Source organism: Thiobacillus denitrificans DSM 12475, assembly GCF_000376425.1.
GTDB classification, from domain to species: Bacteria; Pseudomonadota; Gammaproteobacteria; order Burkholderiales; family Thiobacillaceae; genus Thiobacillus; species Thiobacillus denitrificans.
The window spans coordinates 1-15,638 of the sequence record NZ_AQWL01000023.1; the positions used below are offsets into that span (position 1 = coordinate 1).

At 58.9% G+C, this 15,638-nt stretch carries 16 protein-coding genes and 1 pseudogene; 12 read left to right on the top strand and 5 right to left on the bottom strand.

The annotated features are described in order from the left end of the window. The coding region (locus B059_RS0118025; RefSeq protein ID WP_018077867.1) for an IS481 family transposase at positions 1-940 on the bottom strand (940 nt) is incomplete at its 3' end. Positions 941-1,484: 544 nt separating this feature from the next. Here B059_RS0118025 and B059_RS0118030 point away from each other — a divergent pair. Further along, positions 1,485-2,663 (top strand): hypothetical protein, encoded by a 1,179-nt coding sequence (locus B059_RS0118030; RefSeq protein WP_018079623.1) that lies wholly within the window; start codon positions 1,485-1,487, stop codon positions 2,661-2,663. A 10-nt stretch (positions 2,664-2,673) separates the two neighbouring features. Next, a pseudogene (locus B059_RS21810) lies at positions 2,674-2,748 on the top strand (PEP-CTERM sorting domain-containing protein); the annotation flags it as partial. A 230-nt stretch (positions 2,749-2,978) separates the two neighbouring features. On the opposite strand, the gene B059_RS21055 reads toward B059_RS21810, so the two are convergent. Continuing rightward, on the bottom strand, positions 2,979-3,302 hold the full coding sequence (locus B059_RS21055; RefSeq protein WP_157273825.1) for a hypothetical protein: 324 nt from the start codon (positions 3,300-3,302) through the stop codon (positions 2,979-2,981). Between the two features lie 91 nt (positions 3,303-3,393). Continuing rightward, positions 3,394-4,383: a helicase-related protein gene (locus tag B059_RS19750; RefSeq protein ID WP_018079624.1), complete on the bottom strand. Its 990-nt coding sequence runs from the start codon at positions 4,381-4,383 to the stop codon at positions 3,394-3,396. 213 nt (positions 4,384-4,596) lie between these two features. Here B059_RS19750 and B059_RS0118040 point away from each other — a divergent pair, with 213 nt between their 5' ends. The 6 genes from B059_RS0118040 (at position 4,597) to B059_RS21060 (ending at position 10,801) form a co-directional block, all read left to right on the top strand. Continuing rightward, positions 4,597-5,157, top strand: a complete 561-nt coding sequence (locus B059_RS0118040) for an archaeosortase/exosortase family protein (protein ID WP_018079625.1) — start codon at positions 4,597-4,599, stop codon at positions 5,155-5,157. Further along, positions 5,126-5,734: a hypothetical protein gene (locus tag B059_RS0118045; protein WP_018079626.1), complete on the top strand. Its 609-nt coding sequence runs from the start codon at positions 5,126-5,128 to the stop codon at positions 5,732-5,734. Before B059_RS0118040 ends, B059_RS0118045 begins: the two co-directional genes overlap by 32 nt. A gap of 171 nt (positions 5,735-5,905) precedes the next feature. Continuing rightward, complete coding sequence (locus B059_RS0118050) at positions 5,906-6,883, top strand: CARDB domain-containing protein (RefSeq protein WP_018079627.1); 978 nt, start codon at positions 5,906-5,908, stop codon at positions 6,881-6,883. A gap of 53 nt (positions 6,884-6,936) precedes the next feature. Continuing rightward, positions 6,937-7,347, top strand: a complete 411-nt coding sequence (locus B059_RS0118055; protein WP_018079628.1) for a hypothetical protein — start codon at positions 6,937-6,939, stop codon at positions 7,345-7,347. Between the two features lie 3 nt (positions 7,348-7,350). Further along, positions 7,351-10,458, top strand: coding sequence for an RCC1 domain-containing protein (locus B059_RS20135; protein ID WP_081601697.1), 3,108 nt, complete (start codon positions 7,351-7,353; stop codon positions 10,456-10,458). Positions 10,459-10,600: 142 nt separating this feature from the next. Next, positions 10,601-10,801 (top strand): hypothetical protein, encoded by a 201-nt coding sequence (locus B059_RS21060; RefSeq protein ID WP_157273827.1) that lies wholly within the window; start codon positions 10,601-10,603, stop codon positions 10,799-10,801. Between the two features lie 236 nt (positions 10,802-11,037). Here B059_RS21060 and B059_RS0118065 read toward each other — a convergent pair whose 3' ends face one another. Together B059_RS0118065 and B059_RS20140 are read right to left on the bottom strand one after the other, a co-directional pair. Then, on the bottom strand, positions 11,038-11,586 hold the full coding sequence (locus B059_RS0118065; RefSeq protein ID WP_018079630.1) for a hypothetical protein: 549 nt from the start codon (positions 11,584-11,586) through the stop codon (positions 11,038-11,040). 49 nt (positions 11,587-11,635) lie between these two features. Then, positions 11,636-12,292: a helix-turn-helix domain-containing protein gene (locus tag B059_RS20140; RefSeq protein WP_018079631.1), complete on the bottom strand. Its 657-nt coding sequence runs from the start codon at positions 12,290-12,292 to the stop codon at positions 11,636-11,638. A 95-nt stretch (positions 12,293-12,387) separates the two neighbouring features. Between B059_RS20140 and B059_RS0118075 the strand changes: the two genes are divergently transcribed. The 4 genes from B059_RS0118075 to B059_RS0118090 form a co-directional block, all read left to right on the top strand. After that, positions 12,388-12,678, top strand: a complete 291-nt coding sequence (locus B059_RS0118075) for a helix-turn-helix domain-containing protein (protein WP_018079632.1) — start codon at positions 12,388-12,390, stop codon at positions 12,676-12,678. 243 nt (positions 12,679-12,921) lie between these two features. After that, entirely contained in the window at positions 12,922-14,457 is a 1,536-nt protein-coding gene (gene istA / locus B059_RS0118080; protein WP_081601698.1) for an IS21 family transposase, read from the top strand. A 19-nt stretch (positions 14,458-14,476) separates the two neighbouring features. After that, positions 14,477-15,238 carry an IS21-like element helper ATPase IstB gene (istB, locus tag B059_RS0118085; protein WP_018079634.1) on the top strand — a complete coding sequence of 254 codons (762 nt, stop codon included), beginning with the start codon at positions 14,477-14,479 and terminating at the stop codon, positions 15,236-15,238. A 54-nt stretch (positions 15,239-15,292) separates the two neighbouring features. Further along, positions 15,293-15,638: DNA-binding protein (locus tag B059_RS0118090; protein WP_245538828.1), on the top strand; the 346-nt coding region annotated here is incomplete at its 3' end.

Consider the following 15,638-nt stretch of genomic DNA (forward strand, 5'->3'; position numbering starts at 1 on the left):
TGTTGAGTTTCAGCAGGTTGTTCATGGCCGGTATGCGGGTCATGGGTGGCTGGTGGTTGATGGCCGAGTGTGGTCGATGCCAGTTGTAGCGGTGGATGAAGGGCTGCAAGGCGGCTTCCCGCTGGGCTGAACTCTCGTAAGGGCGTGCATACGCCCATTCCCGCAGGCTGGTCTGTACGAAGCGCTCGACCTTGCCGTTCGTCTTGGGTGTGTACGGCTTGGTGCGCAGATGGCGAATGCCCAGCTCCACGCACGCGGCCCGGAAGGCATTCTTGTACCCACTGCCGTTATCGGTCATTACACGGTCGATGCGCACACCCAGGCTCGCATAGTAGGCCACGGCCTCACGCAGAAACTGCACACAGCTCGTGGCGGTCTCGTCGGCTTTGATGCGGGCGAAGGACACCCGCGAGTGGTCGTCGATGGCCAGGTGCACGCTGTCCCAGCCGATACCGCGGCTGCGGTGCTGGCGCTGGCCGGTGATGCGATGTCCGATGCCATCGATCCGCCCCAGGCGCTTGGTGTCGATGTGCAGCAATTCGCCAGGCGTCGCCCGTTCGTAGCGCACGACCGGCTCGACGGGGTCGAGTGATTTCAGGCGTGCCAGCCCGATCCGGCGCAGATGGCGACTGACCGATGCCAGGCTGTTTCCCGTCTCGGCAGCAATCCGCCATTGCGGCCAACGCTGGCGTCGTAGCGACTCCCAGTACTCTTTCCGTTCCGGAGGAATGGCGTGCGGGCAACGCCGAGGACGTGAACTGCGGTCTGCCAGGCCGGCTTCACCTTCCTCCCGGAAACGCGCCAGCCATTTGAACCCGGTGCGTTGACTGACGCCGGCAGCCTCGCTGGCTTCCCGCACTGTCCAGCCCTCTTCGGTCACCCGTTTCACCAACAGGGCTCGACCTTTGGCCGTCAATCTCGCATGCTTATGGCTGTTCATCCGTACTCCTGAGATGGGGGTTGCTGTCTCGACAACACCAGCTTCCCAGATCAGATACGGATGAACAACCTACTGAAACATCACATCTAGCCGTGGTGTGTGGCGAGTATACGAACTCAACAGGGTTAAGCGTAGTTCCTGGTGAGGTGTCGAAATTCTTTACGGGCGAGAGCAAGCCGTCAAAGGGATGGCGGTTAAATCTTTGTAATCAATGTGACATTTCAATGGCACATCATTTGCTTCGTGTTATGCGCCAAAAATATTCCTCGGTGAAAGCGCCAGTTGAAGCGCTGACCCACCCGTCAAACCACAGGGAGGCAGTATGAGAAGGGTCCTATTAACTGTCAGTTCGGCAATTTCTCTTGCCGCCCTAACGTCCTGCGGAACTCCAGCAAAGGCCCCCATAACATTTTCGCTTGAGCAACTCGGTGCGGAAGCTGCAACCCGAAGCGACGGCGATATCAGCCACCGTTCGTCCGTTTCTATCACCGGAATTGCACCACCGTATGCCGCGGGAAAATTGCTCTCCGTTCCAGGACGAGACTTGCCGGATCTGCTGAGTGTCCCCATTGTGACGAGCTGCTCGCGCATCGTCGAAACGCGATATGACTCGGACGCTAGCACTGAAGACGTAACTGAGATCGCCGCAGCGATTGAATCGTTGAGAGGCGCGTTGGTGAGAAAGGCTATCGCCGAAACGAAGTTGCAAGTGCTTTCCAACGCCCGAGCTACTTTCAGCAGGTCAAAGCAAGCTGGCTCCGTGGACGAGGAGCCACTCCTCAAGACGTACGCGAGTGTCCTCGGCTTGGCAGAGATTGATGAGCCTAGCCTGATTCAACTAGAACAGTCCATTAGAAAGGAAATCGACGAAGCTGGGCAACGTGCTTCCGTATCAACTGACGTGATAACGAAGCTCGGGAGCAAGCCAAACGTATTTATCTTCAGGTGGGCCGCGGATTCGGAACGCAGTGTATCTGCAGCGGTTGGGAGCGCATTGTCGGGAACAGCAGGCGATACCAACAGGCGAAGCGGCTACCTAGTGGCGGCATCCCTTCGGTCGTCGGCCTTGGAATATGGTGATGACCTGGTCACCAAACTGATACGGGACAAAAAATTTGGGAAGACCGGTGCCGATTCGGTTCTCGATAATCCATACATCGTGAATTTCACGCTCGGTGCCAAGCATCATTACTTCAGCGAGGATCGAGACATCGCCAGCGCAATCAACGCCGCGGTCAGGCTATCTGCATCCGATTTGGACAAGATCTTCGGCGGCGGCTATTCGTCCTTTCTTCAAGCACAGTCCTTGGCAGTCGACGCTGCCTTGAAAAGCAGCATTACCGCAAGCGCGCGGGGCATGGCTTCAGAGCCCAAGCGGAAAATTTATCCATTTCGCCTTTGGGGAGATTCTGTATTTGCTGCCGGTGGCGACGCCGAGAGAAAGCGCAATGAGGGGTATACAACCTTCTATTCGACCAGATCAAACCTTGCCGACTACGTGATCGACGAATCCAAAGAATCGGACGATGCGGGGAAATTCCAGTGTATGCAGAGCATCCCATTCGAGGGTGCCATCCAGTCGACAAGCGTGACGAAAGTGGGCTTCAAGTTCTGTTCACCGAAAGGCTGGAACGACGACGAAGGAAAGGCGCTTGGCAAGACATCACCTTTCCTTTGGGAACCTGACAAAGAATCATGTATAGAACTGGACAAGTCATTTTAGTGGACCTGTACCCGAGCCAAAGAGCTACGCAATGATAGTGGCTGGGCTGGTACTGGCGGGATTCGTTGCGCGTAGGAAGAAGTAACCAACGACCTGACTATTGAAGCGGGAGAAGTCCAGACATACACTTTTCAGGCAAGCCACACTCGCTTCGGCGGGGTTTTCTTGTTTCGCTCCGGAGCACCTATTCAGCTGCTCTTATTCCTCAGTGAGCCAGTGGCCGGAATGGCTCGGTACCAGTCGCTAAAAGCAAGAGTCCCGAGTGGCCGCTCAGGCCGAAGAACGGAAATTGACGACATACCCCTACCCCTATGTTCAGGATGGGCATTCCTTTGAACAGCTTACTAGGTTTTCCCCGACAGAAATCGCTGGAGATCGCCGTTTGCGTCTTGGAGTGCCATTGCCTGAGGTCCATGAATGGTATCGACCCTGCATATCTTCGATCGTCTTGGATTCATCGAAAATATGTCGAAGCGTCGACAATGATGCGCCTTTACTGATTGCCGATTCAATCATGGAGGATATCTCGACCAGCTCGTCAAAGCGCTTGCGGGTCGTCCAGTAAAGTCTCTCATGTGCGTGCAGCTCGACGATATCGTTGTTTGCCGCAAGGGTGATGACGTCAGATACGGTGTTCATGCAATCTGCCCTTAAATAATGTTTGCCCCAGCATCAGCAATTCCCACGCCAAAAAAAAAGCCACCCCTAAGGGTGACTTTTAACTTGAAACTCAGGCGATCAACTGCTTCGCCAGGGCGACCTCGATGCTGTCACCAGACTGGTTCAGAACATCGAGACCAGAATCCGGCATGTCGCCGGAAGTACTTTGTGAAACCGCGATCTTCTTGGCCATAAGCTCCAGGCAAGTTGTCTGTGCAGTTCCCTTGTAACCCAGGAAATACACATCCACAGGCTCGGTCTGTCCAATCCTCCAGCTGCGCCGTGAGGCTTGCTGGAGGGTATAGACGTTATAGCTTGTCTGCATGAAGACAATGGTCGGGAATTCCAGCATATCGAGACCGGTCTTCACGAGCTCGGGATTGGTGATGATGACCTCCACCCCTCGCTCAACCTGCTCGAACAGCCAGTCTTCCCGCTTCGATGCATCAACGCTGGCTCGCAGGACTGCGACCTTGAAGCCTTCGTTGTCCAGAAGCTTCTTCATGCGCGTCGTAGTGTCGCGGGTACCGGTGTAGGTGGCGTATACCAGCACCTTCCGTCCACGCGATTTCTCTCGCCGACAAAGTGCGATCAGCTCTTCCTCCTTGGGACCGGCCTCCTCCCCCAGTACAGCAGGGGTGTGTGCCAATTGAAGCCTGGTTCTGGGATGCCGGACCGACTCTTCCCGGAAGCAGCAGTCAGGCCAAGCCAGCAGCACATTGAGAACGACACCGAGGAGCGTTTTGTCCCCCTTTCTGAGGGCTTCTTTCAGTTCGGCACGAAGTACTCGGCTGAGGCCGTCATACTGCTCGCTCATCTCGGGGGACATTGCAACTTCCTGATAGTGCTCCCGGTAAGCTGGAAGCACATCCCCACCGATATCCTTGAGCTTCAGGAACACCGTTTGTGGCAGCACGTAGCGCATGATGCCCTTTGGCCCAAAACCTGGCCCTTTGGACGTGCGATGTGTGATGGAACGACCTCGCGCAGTTCGATGCGAGGTGCTTTCCGACTCCTTGTAGACATCTTTCAGGATCCCATGCTGACGCATGAATTCCATCGATGCTGACCCCAGTGTGCGTATTCCAGTGAAAACCGCCACTGATTCTGATTCAAACCCCCCACCCATTCCAGTTCAAACCCGCCACCCGTTCCACTCCAAAACCGCCATCTATTCCAACTGAAACCCGCCACCTGATGTTGAAGTTGGCAGTCATCATTTTGTCACTCATGAAGTTGAGCATGGCGCCGTCCAGATTGTCCGTTCCCTGTCATGCCACTCCCCACCCACAACGACGTGCCCTATTTGCCCGATGGCGCATGCGAAAGCGAGCCGCCTCGCGACCCTTATCCCCTGTGGCTGACCCTGACGATCTTCCTTGGCGTATTCGGCGTATTGCAATGGGCTTGGGGCGAGGCACGCGAAACCTGGGTCGAACGGCTGGTCATTCATGAAGCCACGGTCAAGCCCGCCGCCGCGCTGGTGCAAGTCATCACCCCGGAGGCGAACGCCAGGCCGGTCGCCGCCAGCATCAAGGCCCCCGGCGGCGGCTTGAACATCCTCAACGGCTGCGAAGGCACCGAAGTCATGTTCCTGCTCGTCGCGGCCTTCGCCGCCGTCAATCTTGGCTGGAGGCAAAGACTGATCGGCTTGGCCTTGGGGCTGGGGCTCGTATTCGTGCTCAACCAGGCGCGCATCCTTGCGCTGTTCTATGCCTTCCGCAACGAACGCAGTCTGTTCGACCTTCTTCATACCACCCTCCTGCCGGCGGTGCTGATCGCGGCGGTTGCCCTGTACTTCTATGCCGTCCTCCACCGCAGCCGTCTGGCCTAGCCCGGGCCGGTTCGCGCTGGCGCTGCTCATCGGGCTTGCCGTCACGCTTGCGGCCGCGTGGGCAGGGGGCGAATCGCTGATCGAAAATCTACTGCCGGCAACGCGCATCGTGCTCGGCTGGATCGACGACCGCTTTGGCATTCTGTTTCTCGGCGTCGAGCACAACTGGCAGGACACCGTGGTCAGGCTCAGGGTGAACGTTGTCGATCACTTCGTCATGGGCGGTCAGGTGATCGAACCTCAGTCCGATGGCTGGCTGGAAGTTACCACCACCACCGGCGCGATGCTGCAGCCTCTGGTGATCGCGCCCGCGCTGGCGCTGGCTTTGCCGGCCCGGATTCATGTCCGGGCGGCGGTCTTCGCGCTTGCGGCGCTGTTCGCGGCAGCCTTTCTGGTCGTCGACCTGCCACTTACGCTGCATGCCTATGTATGGGACATCTTCATCGACAACCTGGAACCGGAGCGTTTCTCGATGCTGATGGCCTGGCACGAGTTCATGCATGCGGGCGGCAGGCTTGGGGTTGCGGTGATACTGGGCGTGGCTGGATGGTGGCTGGTTCAGCGCAAAGCCGCATGAATTGGTCTGTTTCATAAATTCACGTCGCTGTCTATACAACTTTAGTCTAAGGGCCGTTTGGCTTATGAATTTCCCACAAGGCGCGTGACCAAACGTCACGCCGATTGCGTAGCCTCCTCATAATTCATCCGGCACAACAACCACACCGGATCACTTTGGGGGAAGGTTCCTGTGCTCCGTTTCTTTGCCGTCATTCTTGCTGTCTTCATTGCCTCAGCAGCCGTTCAGGCCGCCGCGCCGAACGAGACGGCAGATTTGTCCGTCACGCTAACCGACTCCCCCGATCCGGTGCGCCAGGGCGAGCCCCTGACATATCGCCTCACTGTCAGCAATCACGGGCCGGGCACGGCGCGCAATGCGCGAGTCGTACTTTCCCCCGTTTACGGCAAACTTCTGTCGCCCTTGGATGTGGCATGCCGCGTTGTCGATATCAATATCGAATGCGCGTTATCCGAGCTTGCGCCAGGCGCATCAACCAGCTACCAGTGGACTGTACCGGCACAGGGTGTGCGGCAAACTTCGGTAATGTCCGGGGTCTCCTCTGATGCAGATAGCAACGACTACAACAATGCTCGCGGACAGGTTACGCGCGTTCTGTACCGAGTACGCACGCCCGAGGAGCGCATCCAATTGCCCCCCAAGCCAAAACTTGGCGAGCGAAGCTGTTTTATCACTCATTACCCGGATGGCACCAATAAAGGAGAGAACCTTAAGCCCGCGCTCACCCCGATGGAAATAGGCGGTGTCCAGATAGTGGCCCTCCCCCAGGGTTTCCAGGACTTAATGCCTGGCTCCGCTGGTCCGCTCTATTTGGGCGTTCTCCTTACCGCCATCGACCAGCCCAACTTTCCGGACTGGATCAAGCTCAAACGCGCGGTCTTTACCCAGGCCGAAGTACAAGGCATTACCCAGGGCGAGACCCAATTGGAACTTTTACTTGGAGAGAATCAGGAAGATTGCGGGAATGTTCTTCGAGCCTACTTCTTTCAACCCCACGGAGTCGAAAGAAACGAAAAGCTGCTCTGCGCCAATTCGGAACAGGTCCGTCTTCACTCCTCGCGCCCCACTGCCATGCACCTGTGGATCGAGGACAACCAAGGGGAAATCCACGAGATCAAGGACGTATTTTGTCCGGCCACGGCCATGTGAGCCTCACTACCTTCTTCCTCACAACCATTTCATTGCCACCACGGAGTTCGATTATGCGCATTCGACTGCAAGTCTTCATCAGCCTGGCTGTCCTGCTGCCGTTTAATCCAGCGTGGGCGGCGGGCGACCCGCCTGAGATTCCATCGATTACGGAATTCCGGGTTCGCCATCTGGATGCCAAGCAGGCCGACGTGAACTTATCCGGCGCGCAGCGGGCGATGGAAATGAGCGCCCGCGCAGGCGAAGGTGTGGCTCACGTTCGATCGGAAAGAAGCGGGGGGCAGATATTGCGCATCAACCGAAATCTGACCCGCGCCCAGGCATGGGAGATTGCCAACTGGATGGTGCTACAAAGCAATGGGGCCATCATGTACGCCGAACCCATCGACCCCAGCTTCAACCCGAACGAGCCGGAACCCAGCGTGCCGCCACCGCTGCCGACAGAATCCACGGGGAGCAAGTGAGTCATGAACAATCCGCAACTGAAACCCATCGCCAAAGCCATGGTCTTGGCATTCGCCTTGGCCGCCACCGCTGCGCATTCCGCCGAAACAGCCAAGTCTAAAGCGGCGCCGCTACCCGAGAACAGACTAAGCCCCAGTATGAATTCCGAGGAGATTAAAGCCCACCGGGAATCCATGAAAACCTACGCACATTTTTGGACGATTACGGTCGCGCTGACAACGCGGAATGCGAGGAATCCCCAGCCACTGAGCAATGACTGGCAGCAGCGCATTATAGAAGCAGCGGGTATAGAGCTCGAATATACTCAAGGGGCGAGCGGAGATACGCATACATTCACACCGCTTAAAAAGATTACTCACTCCGAGGCCGAGGCAATTGCCGCCCGAATTCGTACACTGCCTGGAATTCTTTTTGCCGAACCACCGCCGATCGGGATGAATTTCAATCTTGCCGTGGCCACCGATCCTTTATACAGCGCGCAGTGGAATCTAAAGGGCGACACGGGCCTTGGCGGAGCCAACCTACCCCCTGCCTGGGACATCATCACTGGCAAGAACACTATGGTGGTCGCTGTGATTGATTCGGGTGTGCTGCCGTCTCATCCCGAGCTGTCTGGCCGGCTACTGCCGGGCTATGACTTTATTACCAATTCAGTTCGCGCGAATGATCTGAGTGAATTAGAGGCGGGAGGTCGGGATGCAACCCCCACCGACCCCGGTAATTGGGTGACAGCGGCGCAGGCCACCGGCGGCTGCCTGGAATCTCCATCCAGTTGGCATGGCACCCGGGTCGCCAGCATTCTTGCTGCCAATACCAACAACGGCGTCGGCATGGCGGGGGTGGACTGGCAGACCAAAGTAGTGCCTATACGCGTGACCGGTAAATGCGTGGCCCCTGAGGGGGTTTATCATGAAACCGATATGCAGGATGCCATCCGCTGGGCTGCCGGGCTTACGGTCTCAGGTGCGCCTATCAATGCCAATCCGGCCAAGGTAATCAACATCAGTGCTGGCGGTCCAAACGCGTGTTCAGTAGACATGCAAACCGCTATCAACGATGCCCGTACGAATGGTGCAGTGATCGTTGCCGCGGTAGGTAACAGCGCCCAAGTCGGGGCATTTTCCCCCGCCAACTGCAACGGCGTCATCCGGGTTGCAGCGGTTGATTCAAAGGGTGGATTAGCCTCGTACAGTAACCGAGGGGAGTCCGCCACTTTGAGTGCGCCGGGCGGCGACAAAACCGATAAGCCGCTGTACACCGCAGGCGATGGGGGAACAACCGCTGCGCTTAACGACGGTGTGGTAACGGGTAACTATTCAGGAACAAGTTTCGCGGCTCCGCATGTCTCCGGCGTTGCCGCGCTGATGCGCGCGATCAAGCCCGAGATGAGCCCGCCGCAGATTGCCGCCATCCTGGCGAACACCACGCGCAATTTCCCGACCGGCACGTCCTTCGACTGCGACAACATTACCTGCGGTACCGGGATTCTGGATGCGGGGCAGGCGGTTGCCGGCGCGCGCTCGAAGGTATCGGCGGGTGGCTACCACACCGTTGCCGCCAAGGCCGATGGCTCGGTCGTGACTTGGGGCAGAAATTCGTTCGGGCAACTCGGCGGCGGCGAGTCGCTGAGCCTGACACGCCCCTACCCGGGTTCGCCTCTTCCCACTCTGAGCGGCGTGCGGGATGTGAGTGCGGGGATATGGCATACGATCGCGCTCAAAAGCGATGGCACCGTGTGGGGCTGGGGCTATAACGGCCAGGGCATGGTTGGTAACGGCACAACGTCTACCCAGATTACGCCGGTGCAGGCGTCCGGATTGACCGATGCCATTGCGATTGCCGCAGGCGACCGCCATAGCCTTGCCCTCAAATCGGACGGCACGGTATGGGCCTGGGGGCTTAATGCGTCCGGCCAGCTTGGACGAGGCGTGGGCAACTACACGGACTCCCTTGTGCCGGTGCAGGTGAGCGGGCTGACCGACGTGATCTCGATTTCCGCAGGCGGCAAGCGCTCGATGGCTCTGAAACGGGATGGCACGGTCTGGGCGTGGGGCTTGAATGCCAATGCCACAAGCGATACGAGCGCGACTGCTTCGCCGGTTGCAATACAAGTCCCTGGCCTTGCCGACATCGTTGCGATTGCAGCCGGGGGCAACACCACGGGCGGCGCCGGAACAGAGAGCGATTCCAGCATGGCCATGACATGGGACGGGAAGGTCTACGCCTGGGGCTACAACAACTGGGGGCAACTTTGCCAGGGGGATGTGGCTACCAAGTTTCTGCCAAAAGAAATAATACTCTCTGCGCCCGCCGTGAAAATCTCTGTTGCCGAATACGACACCGTGATGTTATTGGAGAACGGCAGTCTGGCAGGGTGCGGCTCCAACTTTGGAGGAGCCATGGGCGACGGCACGACCACCACCCGGAAAAGCCCCAGCCCTGTTGGCAGCGGCTTGAACGACGTCATGGATGTCGATGTCGGGCGCGACTACACCGTGGGCATGGGAAACAATTTATCTGTAGAGGCTTGGGGGTTCAACAATTACGGGCAATTGGGCAACGGTACATACAGCTCCACCGATAAGAGCCTGGTCCCCGTTCAAGTGCATGGCGCCGGAAACAGCGGCTATTTCAATACGGCTTACTCCACCAGCAGCAGTGCCGACTTGGGCATATCGCTCAGCGACAGCCCAGATCCGGCGTTGACCGGCGCCAATCTGACTTACGACCTGCAGCTCATCAACTATGGGCCAGACGCGGCCACTGGGGTCAGCGCGGTATTGTCCTTGCCCAGCCAGGCCAGTTTTGTGTCTGCAACGTCGGGGTGTAGTTATGCCAATTCTTTGGTGACTTGTACCCTTCCCAGTCTCAACAGCGCCTCGAATGCTTCTTTCCAGGTCGTGGTGCAACCCAGTGCAGCGACGACTCTGGATGCTTCGGCCAGTGTTTCGTCGGCAGTGTTCGATCCGCTTGGCTCAAACAATGTCTCCGGGACGAGCACTGTGGCCAATGCGGCAACTCCTACTGATGGCGACGTGCCTATCCCCGCGTGGGCATTAGTGATGCTGGGCGCTGGTTTACTAGGGGCAATGCGAAAAAAAGCAGGCTGAGTTTCTGAGCCGCTTGAATCAAAAACTATATGGACGACTCTGCGAGGTCGCGAGGCACAGCAGGGTGATAGGCTACAGCGAAGCCGCGCCACTGGTGGGCCTGGATATGGCAAAGCCGGGGCATCGCAGACGGATGTACATCTTGCTCAATCAAATCTCGCGGCATGAGCACGAAGAGGGGCGTCCGCTGCTGTCCGCCGTGGTTATTCACCGAAACAGAAATACGCCAGGCAATGGGTTCTTTACCCTTGCCGCTGAACTTGGGTTGTTTCGAGGCAGGTGCCGGCTCACCTATTTCGTCAGCGAGTTGCGGCGGGTGCATGACTATTGGGCGTATCCGTAGCCCGTACCGGGGTACGATTTTTTCCGTACAAAGACACCATCCGGGTGGAAAACAAGGCCGTGCGCCTCACCCCATGGATAGCGGTGACGGTCGAGGTCAAGACGGGCACACGGCGGGTGATCGAGTGTTTCTTGAGTCCGCTGATGCAGGCGACGAGCGAGAGTTTGCGGGAGCGGTGAGGGGCGCGCGGCTAAGACCAAGCATGGCAACCTTACAGCCGGGTCATTCCTGACGCATCAATTCGCCAGCTTGTCAGCCTTCGACACGTGGCGAACGAGCCGCCAGGGTTCGATGTAGAGATTTTTAAGCACCCACGCCCCTGTGAGGCAGACGATAGCCACAATGATCTGGCCAACCATCTGTTTCCAGGATGGCGCGGTCGAGAATGCAATCGCAAAAACCATTGCCATGCAAACCAGTGCCAGTACGCCGAGTTGTATCCAGCCGGCCACCGCCATCGAACGGTTCGGCGCAAGCCACGCTCGATCCTGCCTGATCCGCAATTGTCCCGAAAGGCGCAGCCAACCCATTTGCCGGTCGGTATAACCATGCTTCTGCTTGATTGCGATGATCTGCTCGCGCGCAGGTAGCTGCAAATCGAGTCCGAATCGGTGGTAGAACAGACGTTCGTTCCCGATAACCTCCCGGTCCAACTCGGCGTCCGGTTTGCTGGCGAGATAAAGTTTGATGGAATCGGGCACGCCCTCGTAGTAGTCACGCCCCGCAACTCTCTGGCTGTCGGCCAGGTTGAGTTGGGTGGTTTCAGAACGCTGTTCTTCCTGCATGGCGGATCTCCTGATTGGTTGACATCGGTACGTAAGTTTCCAGTCGCGCTTACTTCTCGTGATAATCCCGCCCCGCGATTCTCTGATTGGGGCTGATGTTGATTTGAACGCGGGATTCTTGCGCGCGCGACAGCGCAGCGAGCTTGTCCAGCGGCTTGCGCGCCTCGAAGTATGCGACGGCCGCCGCCAGCAGATTGCGCTGCTGGGTGGCCGGATCGTCCGTCCACAAGTGGCCGTTATAGAGTTCGTCGGCCAGATCGCGGTCGGGGTCTTCCGGGCACAGGCGATCCAGGTAGGTCCGGAGTTCGGGCTCGTTGCCGGCTTCCGCCAGCCGCCCGTCGCGGATCAGCAGCAGCAGCGCCTTGGCCGTGGGGTCGCCCTGGACAATCGCAGCTTTGGCCACGGACACTTGCAGACGGATGGTGCGCAGCAGGTCGAGATTGATCCCGCCGCCGCCGTGCATCGTGCCTGTGCCGCTTAGCAGCCAGTCGGCGCTGATCCCGAAGGTTTGCTTTATTCCGAACAGAAACTCCGCGCCCGGCTTCTTCACCCTGCGCACCACATCGCTCACGAAGCCGGGCGACGATCCCAGACGCCGGGCGAACTCTGACTGGCTGATGCCCAGATGCAGAATCGCCAGCGCGAGCCGTGCCCCCAAGCCGTCGAGGCTGGCTTTGTCGAGCGTAGTTGTGCCTTGATCTTCCATTCTCTATCGCGTTATAGTTAACGCATTAAAGTGTTATGTAGACTTAATCAAGTGATAGATTACTCTCTATTGGGCGCGCTTGTCACGCTCCGGGCATGGACGCGTTAGACATTAGCTACCGCCTGCGCCGCCTCGGCAAAACCCAAAGCCAGATCGCCCGCGAATTGGGTGTACGCCAGGGCGTGGTGAATAACGTCATCCATGATCGCTCTACCGCGCATGGCGTGGCGGCGTATATCGCGCAGCTGTTGGAATGCCAGGTCGAAGACTTGTGGCCCGAGCGCTACCGCTTCAAGCCGCGCGGCCCGGCGAGGAACCGGCGCGCGTCGGTCTCGTTGGACAAATCCCAGCCCAAGCCTGATCCAAAGGAGACCGACATGAGTTAAGCCCAGCCTCTCGTACCCAGGCCGGGAATGCAAAAGGGCTCGGAGTTGACGCTCCGAGCCCTTTCTTGAATCGCGTGAAACCAGACACTTCACGCCGGATTCTGCGATCCCCACGCGGGTCTGTCAAGACCTGCGGCCTGTTCCTTACCACTTTCAAACGACTCAATCGCCACCGCGAGGATGGCGCACGCGGGTCACACACAGGAGAAGCGGCCTGCTGCGTGCGGCAGGCCCGGTTCAGCCATGGCCAACAGGAGGATATCCATGCGTAAAATCCGGCAGATATTACGACTTGCCCACGAAGACGGCATCAGCCGCAGAAGTATCGCGCACAGCCTCGGGCTATCGCGCGACGCCGTTACCGACACTCTTACCCGCGCCGCAGCGACCAGACTGCCCTGGCCACTGCCAGATGGGCTGGACGACGCCCAGCTTGAGCAACGGCTATTCCCACCCGCTGCTGCCAAAATGCGGCGCAAGATTGAACCCGACTGGCCGCTGATCCACAGCGAACTCAAGCGTAAAGGCGCGACTTTGCAGGCGCTGCATGGCGAATACCTGGCCGGTCAACCGGACGGCGTGGGCTACAGCCATTTCTGCAACGGCTACCGTATGTGGGCGAAGACGCTCAAGCGCTATCTGCGTCAACCCCACATCGCGGGCGAACGGGTGTTCGTCGATTATGCCGGGCCGACCATGCGCATCATCGATCGCGCCAGCGGCGAAATCCGCCATGCCCAGATATTTGTCGGCGTGCTGGGGGCGTCGAATTACACCTATGCCGAGGCACACTGGTCGCAGCGCCTGCCGGACTGGATCGCGGCGCATACCCGGATGTTCGAATTCTTTGACGGCGTTCCCGCCGTCATCGTCTGCGACAACCTCAAATCGGCCGTCATCAAGGCCAGCCGCACCGAGCCGGTGCTCAACCCGGCCTATCAGAATCTGGCCGACCACTACGGCGCGCTGATCCTGCCCGCCCGGCCGCATAAACCCAAAGACAAGGGCAAGGTCGAGAGCGCCGTGCTGGTGGTGGAACGCTGGATACTGTTCCGTCTGCGCCATCGGGTGTTCGGCAGCCTGGCCGAACTGAACGCGGCGATTCGGGTGTTGCTCGACGACCTGAACGCGCGCCCGTTCCAGAAACTGCCGGGTTCGCGCCGCAGCACTTTCGAGTCACTCGATCAACCGGCCTTGAAGGCTTTGCCGGAACGCTCCTTCGAATACGCCGAATTCCGCAAGCTGCGGGTCGGGCTCGACGCGCGTATCGAGGTCGATGGCTGCGCCTATAGCGTGCCCTTCGCGTTGTGCCGTCAGGTCGTCGAACTGCGCCTCACCGCCCACACCATCGAAATCCTGCACCGGGGCCGCCGGGTGGCCAGTCATGCGCGGGCCAGCGGTAGCGAGCCGGTGATCGATCCCCAGCATCTGGAACCGGCGCATCGCCATTTCGGCCTGTGGGATGCCAACCGCGAACTGGAGTGGGCCTTGGGCATCGGAGTCGGCGTGCATGGCTTCCTGCAAGTTCTGCTGGCGGCAGCCCGGGTCAAGGAGCAGGGCTACCGCGCGGCCCAAGGCCTCAAGAAGCTAGAAAAACTGCACGGTACCGAGCGGCTGGACGCCGCCTGCCGACGCGCCCTTGAGATCGGCGCCAATGCGTTGTCCAGCATTCGCTCGATCCTGAAAAACGGCTTGGAGCAGCAGCCCAAATCCGAAACCACCCAGCAGGAAGCCACTTTCGATCATCCGAACGTGCGTGGCCCCCATTACTACCACTGAAAACCAGGAGACAACCACGATGATGACTCAAGACACCCTGCGCAAACTCAATGAAATGAAGCTCTTCGGCATGGCACGCGGATTTGAAGACCAGATGGCGAGCGCAGCCGCCGGCCATCTGGGCTTCGAGGAACGTTTCGGCCTGCTGGTCGATCAGGAGACGACCTACCGCGACAACCGCCGTCTCCAGCGCCTGTTGCAATCCGCCAAACTGCGAGAGAACGCCTGCATGGAGGACATCGACTACCGGCCGGGACGCGGCCTCGACCGGAGCGAGGTCGCCTCGCTCGCCCTGTGCAACTGGATACGAAACGGACTCAACCTGATCGTCACCGGTCCCACCGGCGGCGGCAAGACCTGGTTCGCCTGCGCGCTCGGCAATCAGGCCTGCCGCCAGGGGCTATCGGTCTTGTTCGCCCGGCTGCCGTTGTTGCTGGAAGACCTGGCGGTCTCGCACGGCGACGGCAGTTTCCGCAAGCGTCTCGCGCAGCTCGCCAAGGTCGATCTGCTGATCCTCGACGACTTCGGCATGGCGACGCTGAACGCACATGGCCGCAACGATCTGCTGGAGTTGATCGAACAGCGCAGCGGCGCGCGTTCGACGCTCATAACCAGCCAGCTGCCGGTGGATCGGTGGCACGACTATCTGAGCGGCGGCAATCCCACCGTGGCCGACGCGATCCTGGATCGGCTGGTCAGCGGATCACACCGCATCGAGCTGAAGGGGGAGTCAATGCGCAAGCTGAAAGCACGGGGGAAGGAAAAGACGGCGGCGGGCTGAACCTGCCAGCACCCCAAACCAACCCGCCCAAGTGGCGGGTTTCAATTGGAACGGGTGGCGGATTTGGATTGGAATCAGTGGCGCTTTTGGATTGGAATCGGTGGCTGTTTTAGGTGGAATACGCAAACTACCATCAACGATGAGTTGAAACACTGGAAAGACGAGCAGGCCAAGGCCGATGCTCTGACGTCCGCTTTGCCGCCGGCGGTGGCGGCCGCCATGTTGAACATTTGGGTCGTGGCGGTGGAGCATGGGGAAAAGGTGTTCGATGCGCGTCGGGAAGAGGTCGAAACCCAGTTCGCCAAGGCAACGGCGCGCATCGAAAACCTGGAGTCCGAGAAAAGCCACCTGGCCCAACGAGTCGAAGACTTGCAGGCTCATATCGCTCAGGGGCAATCCG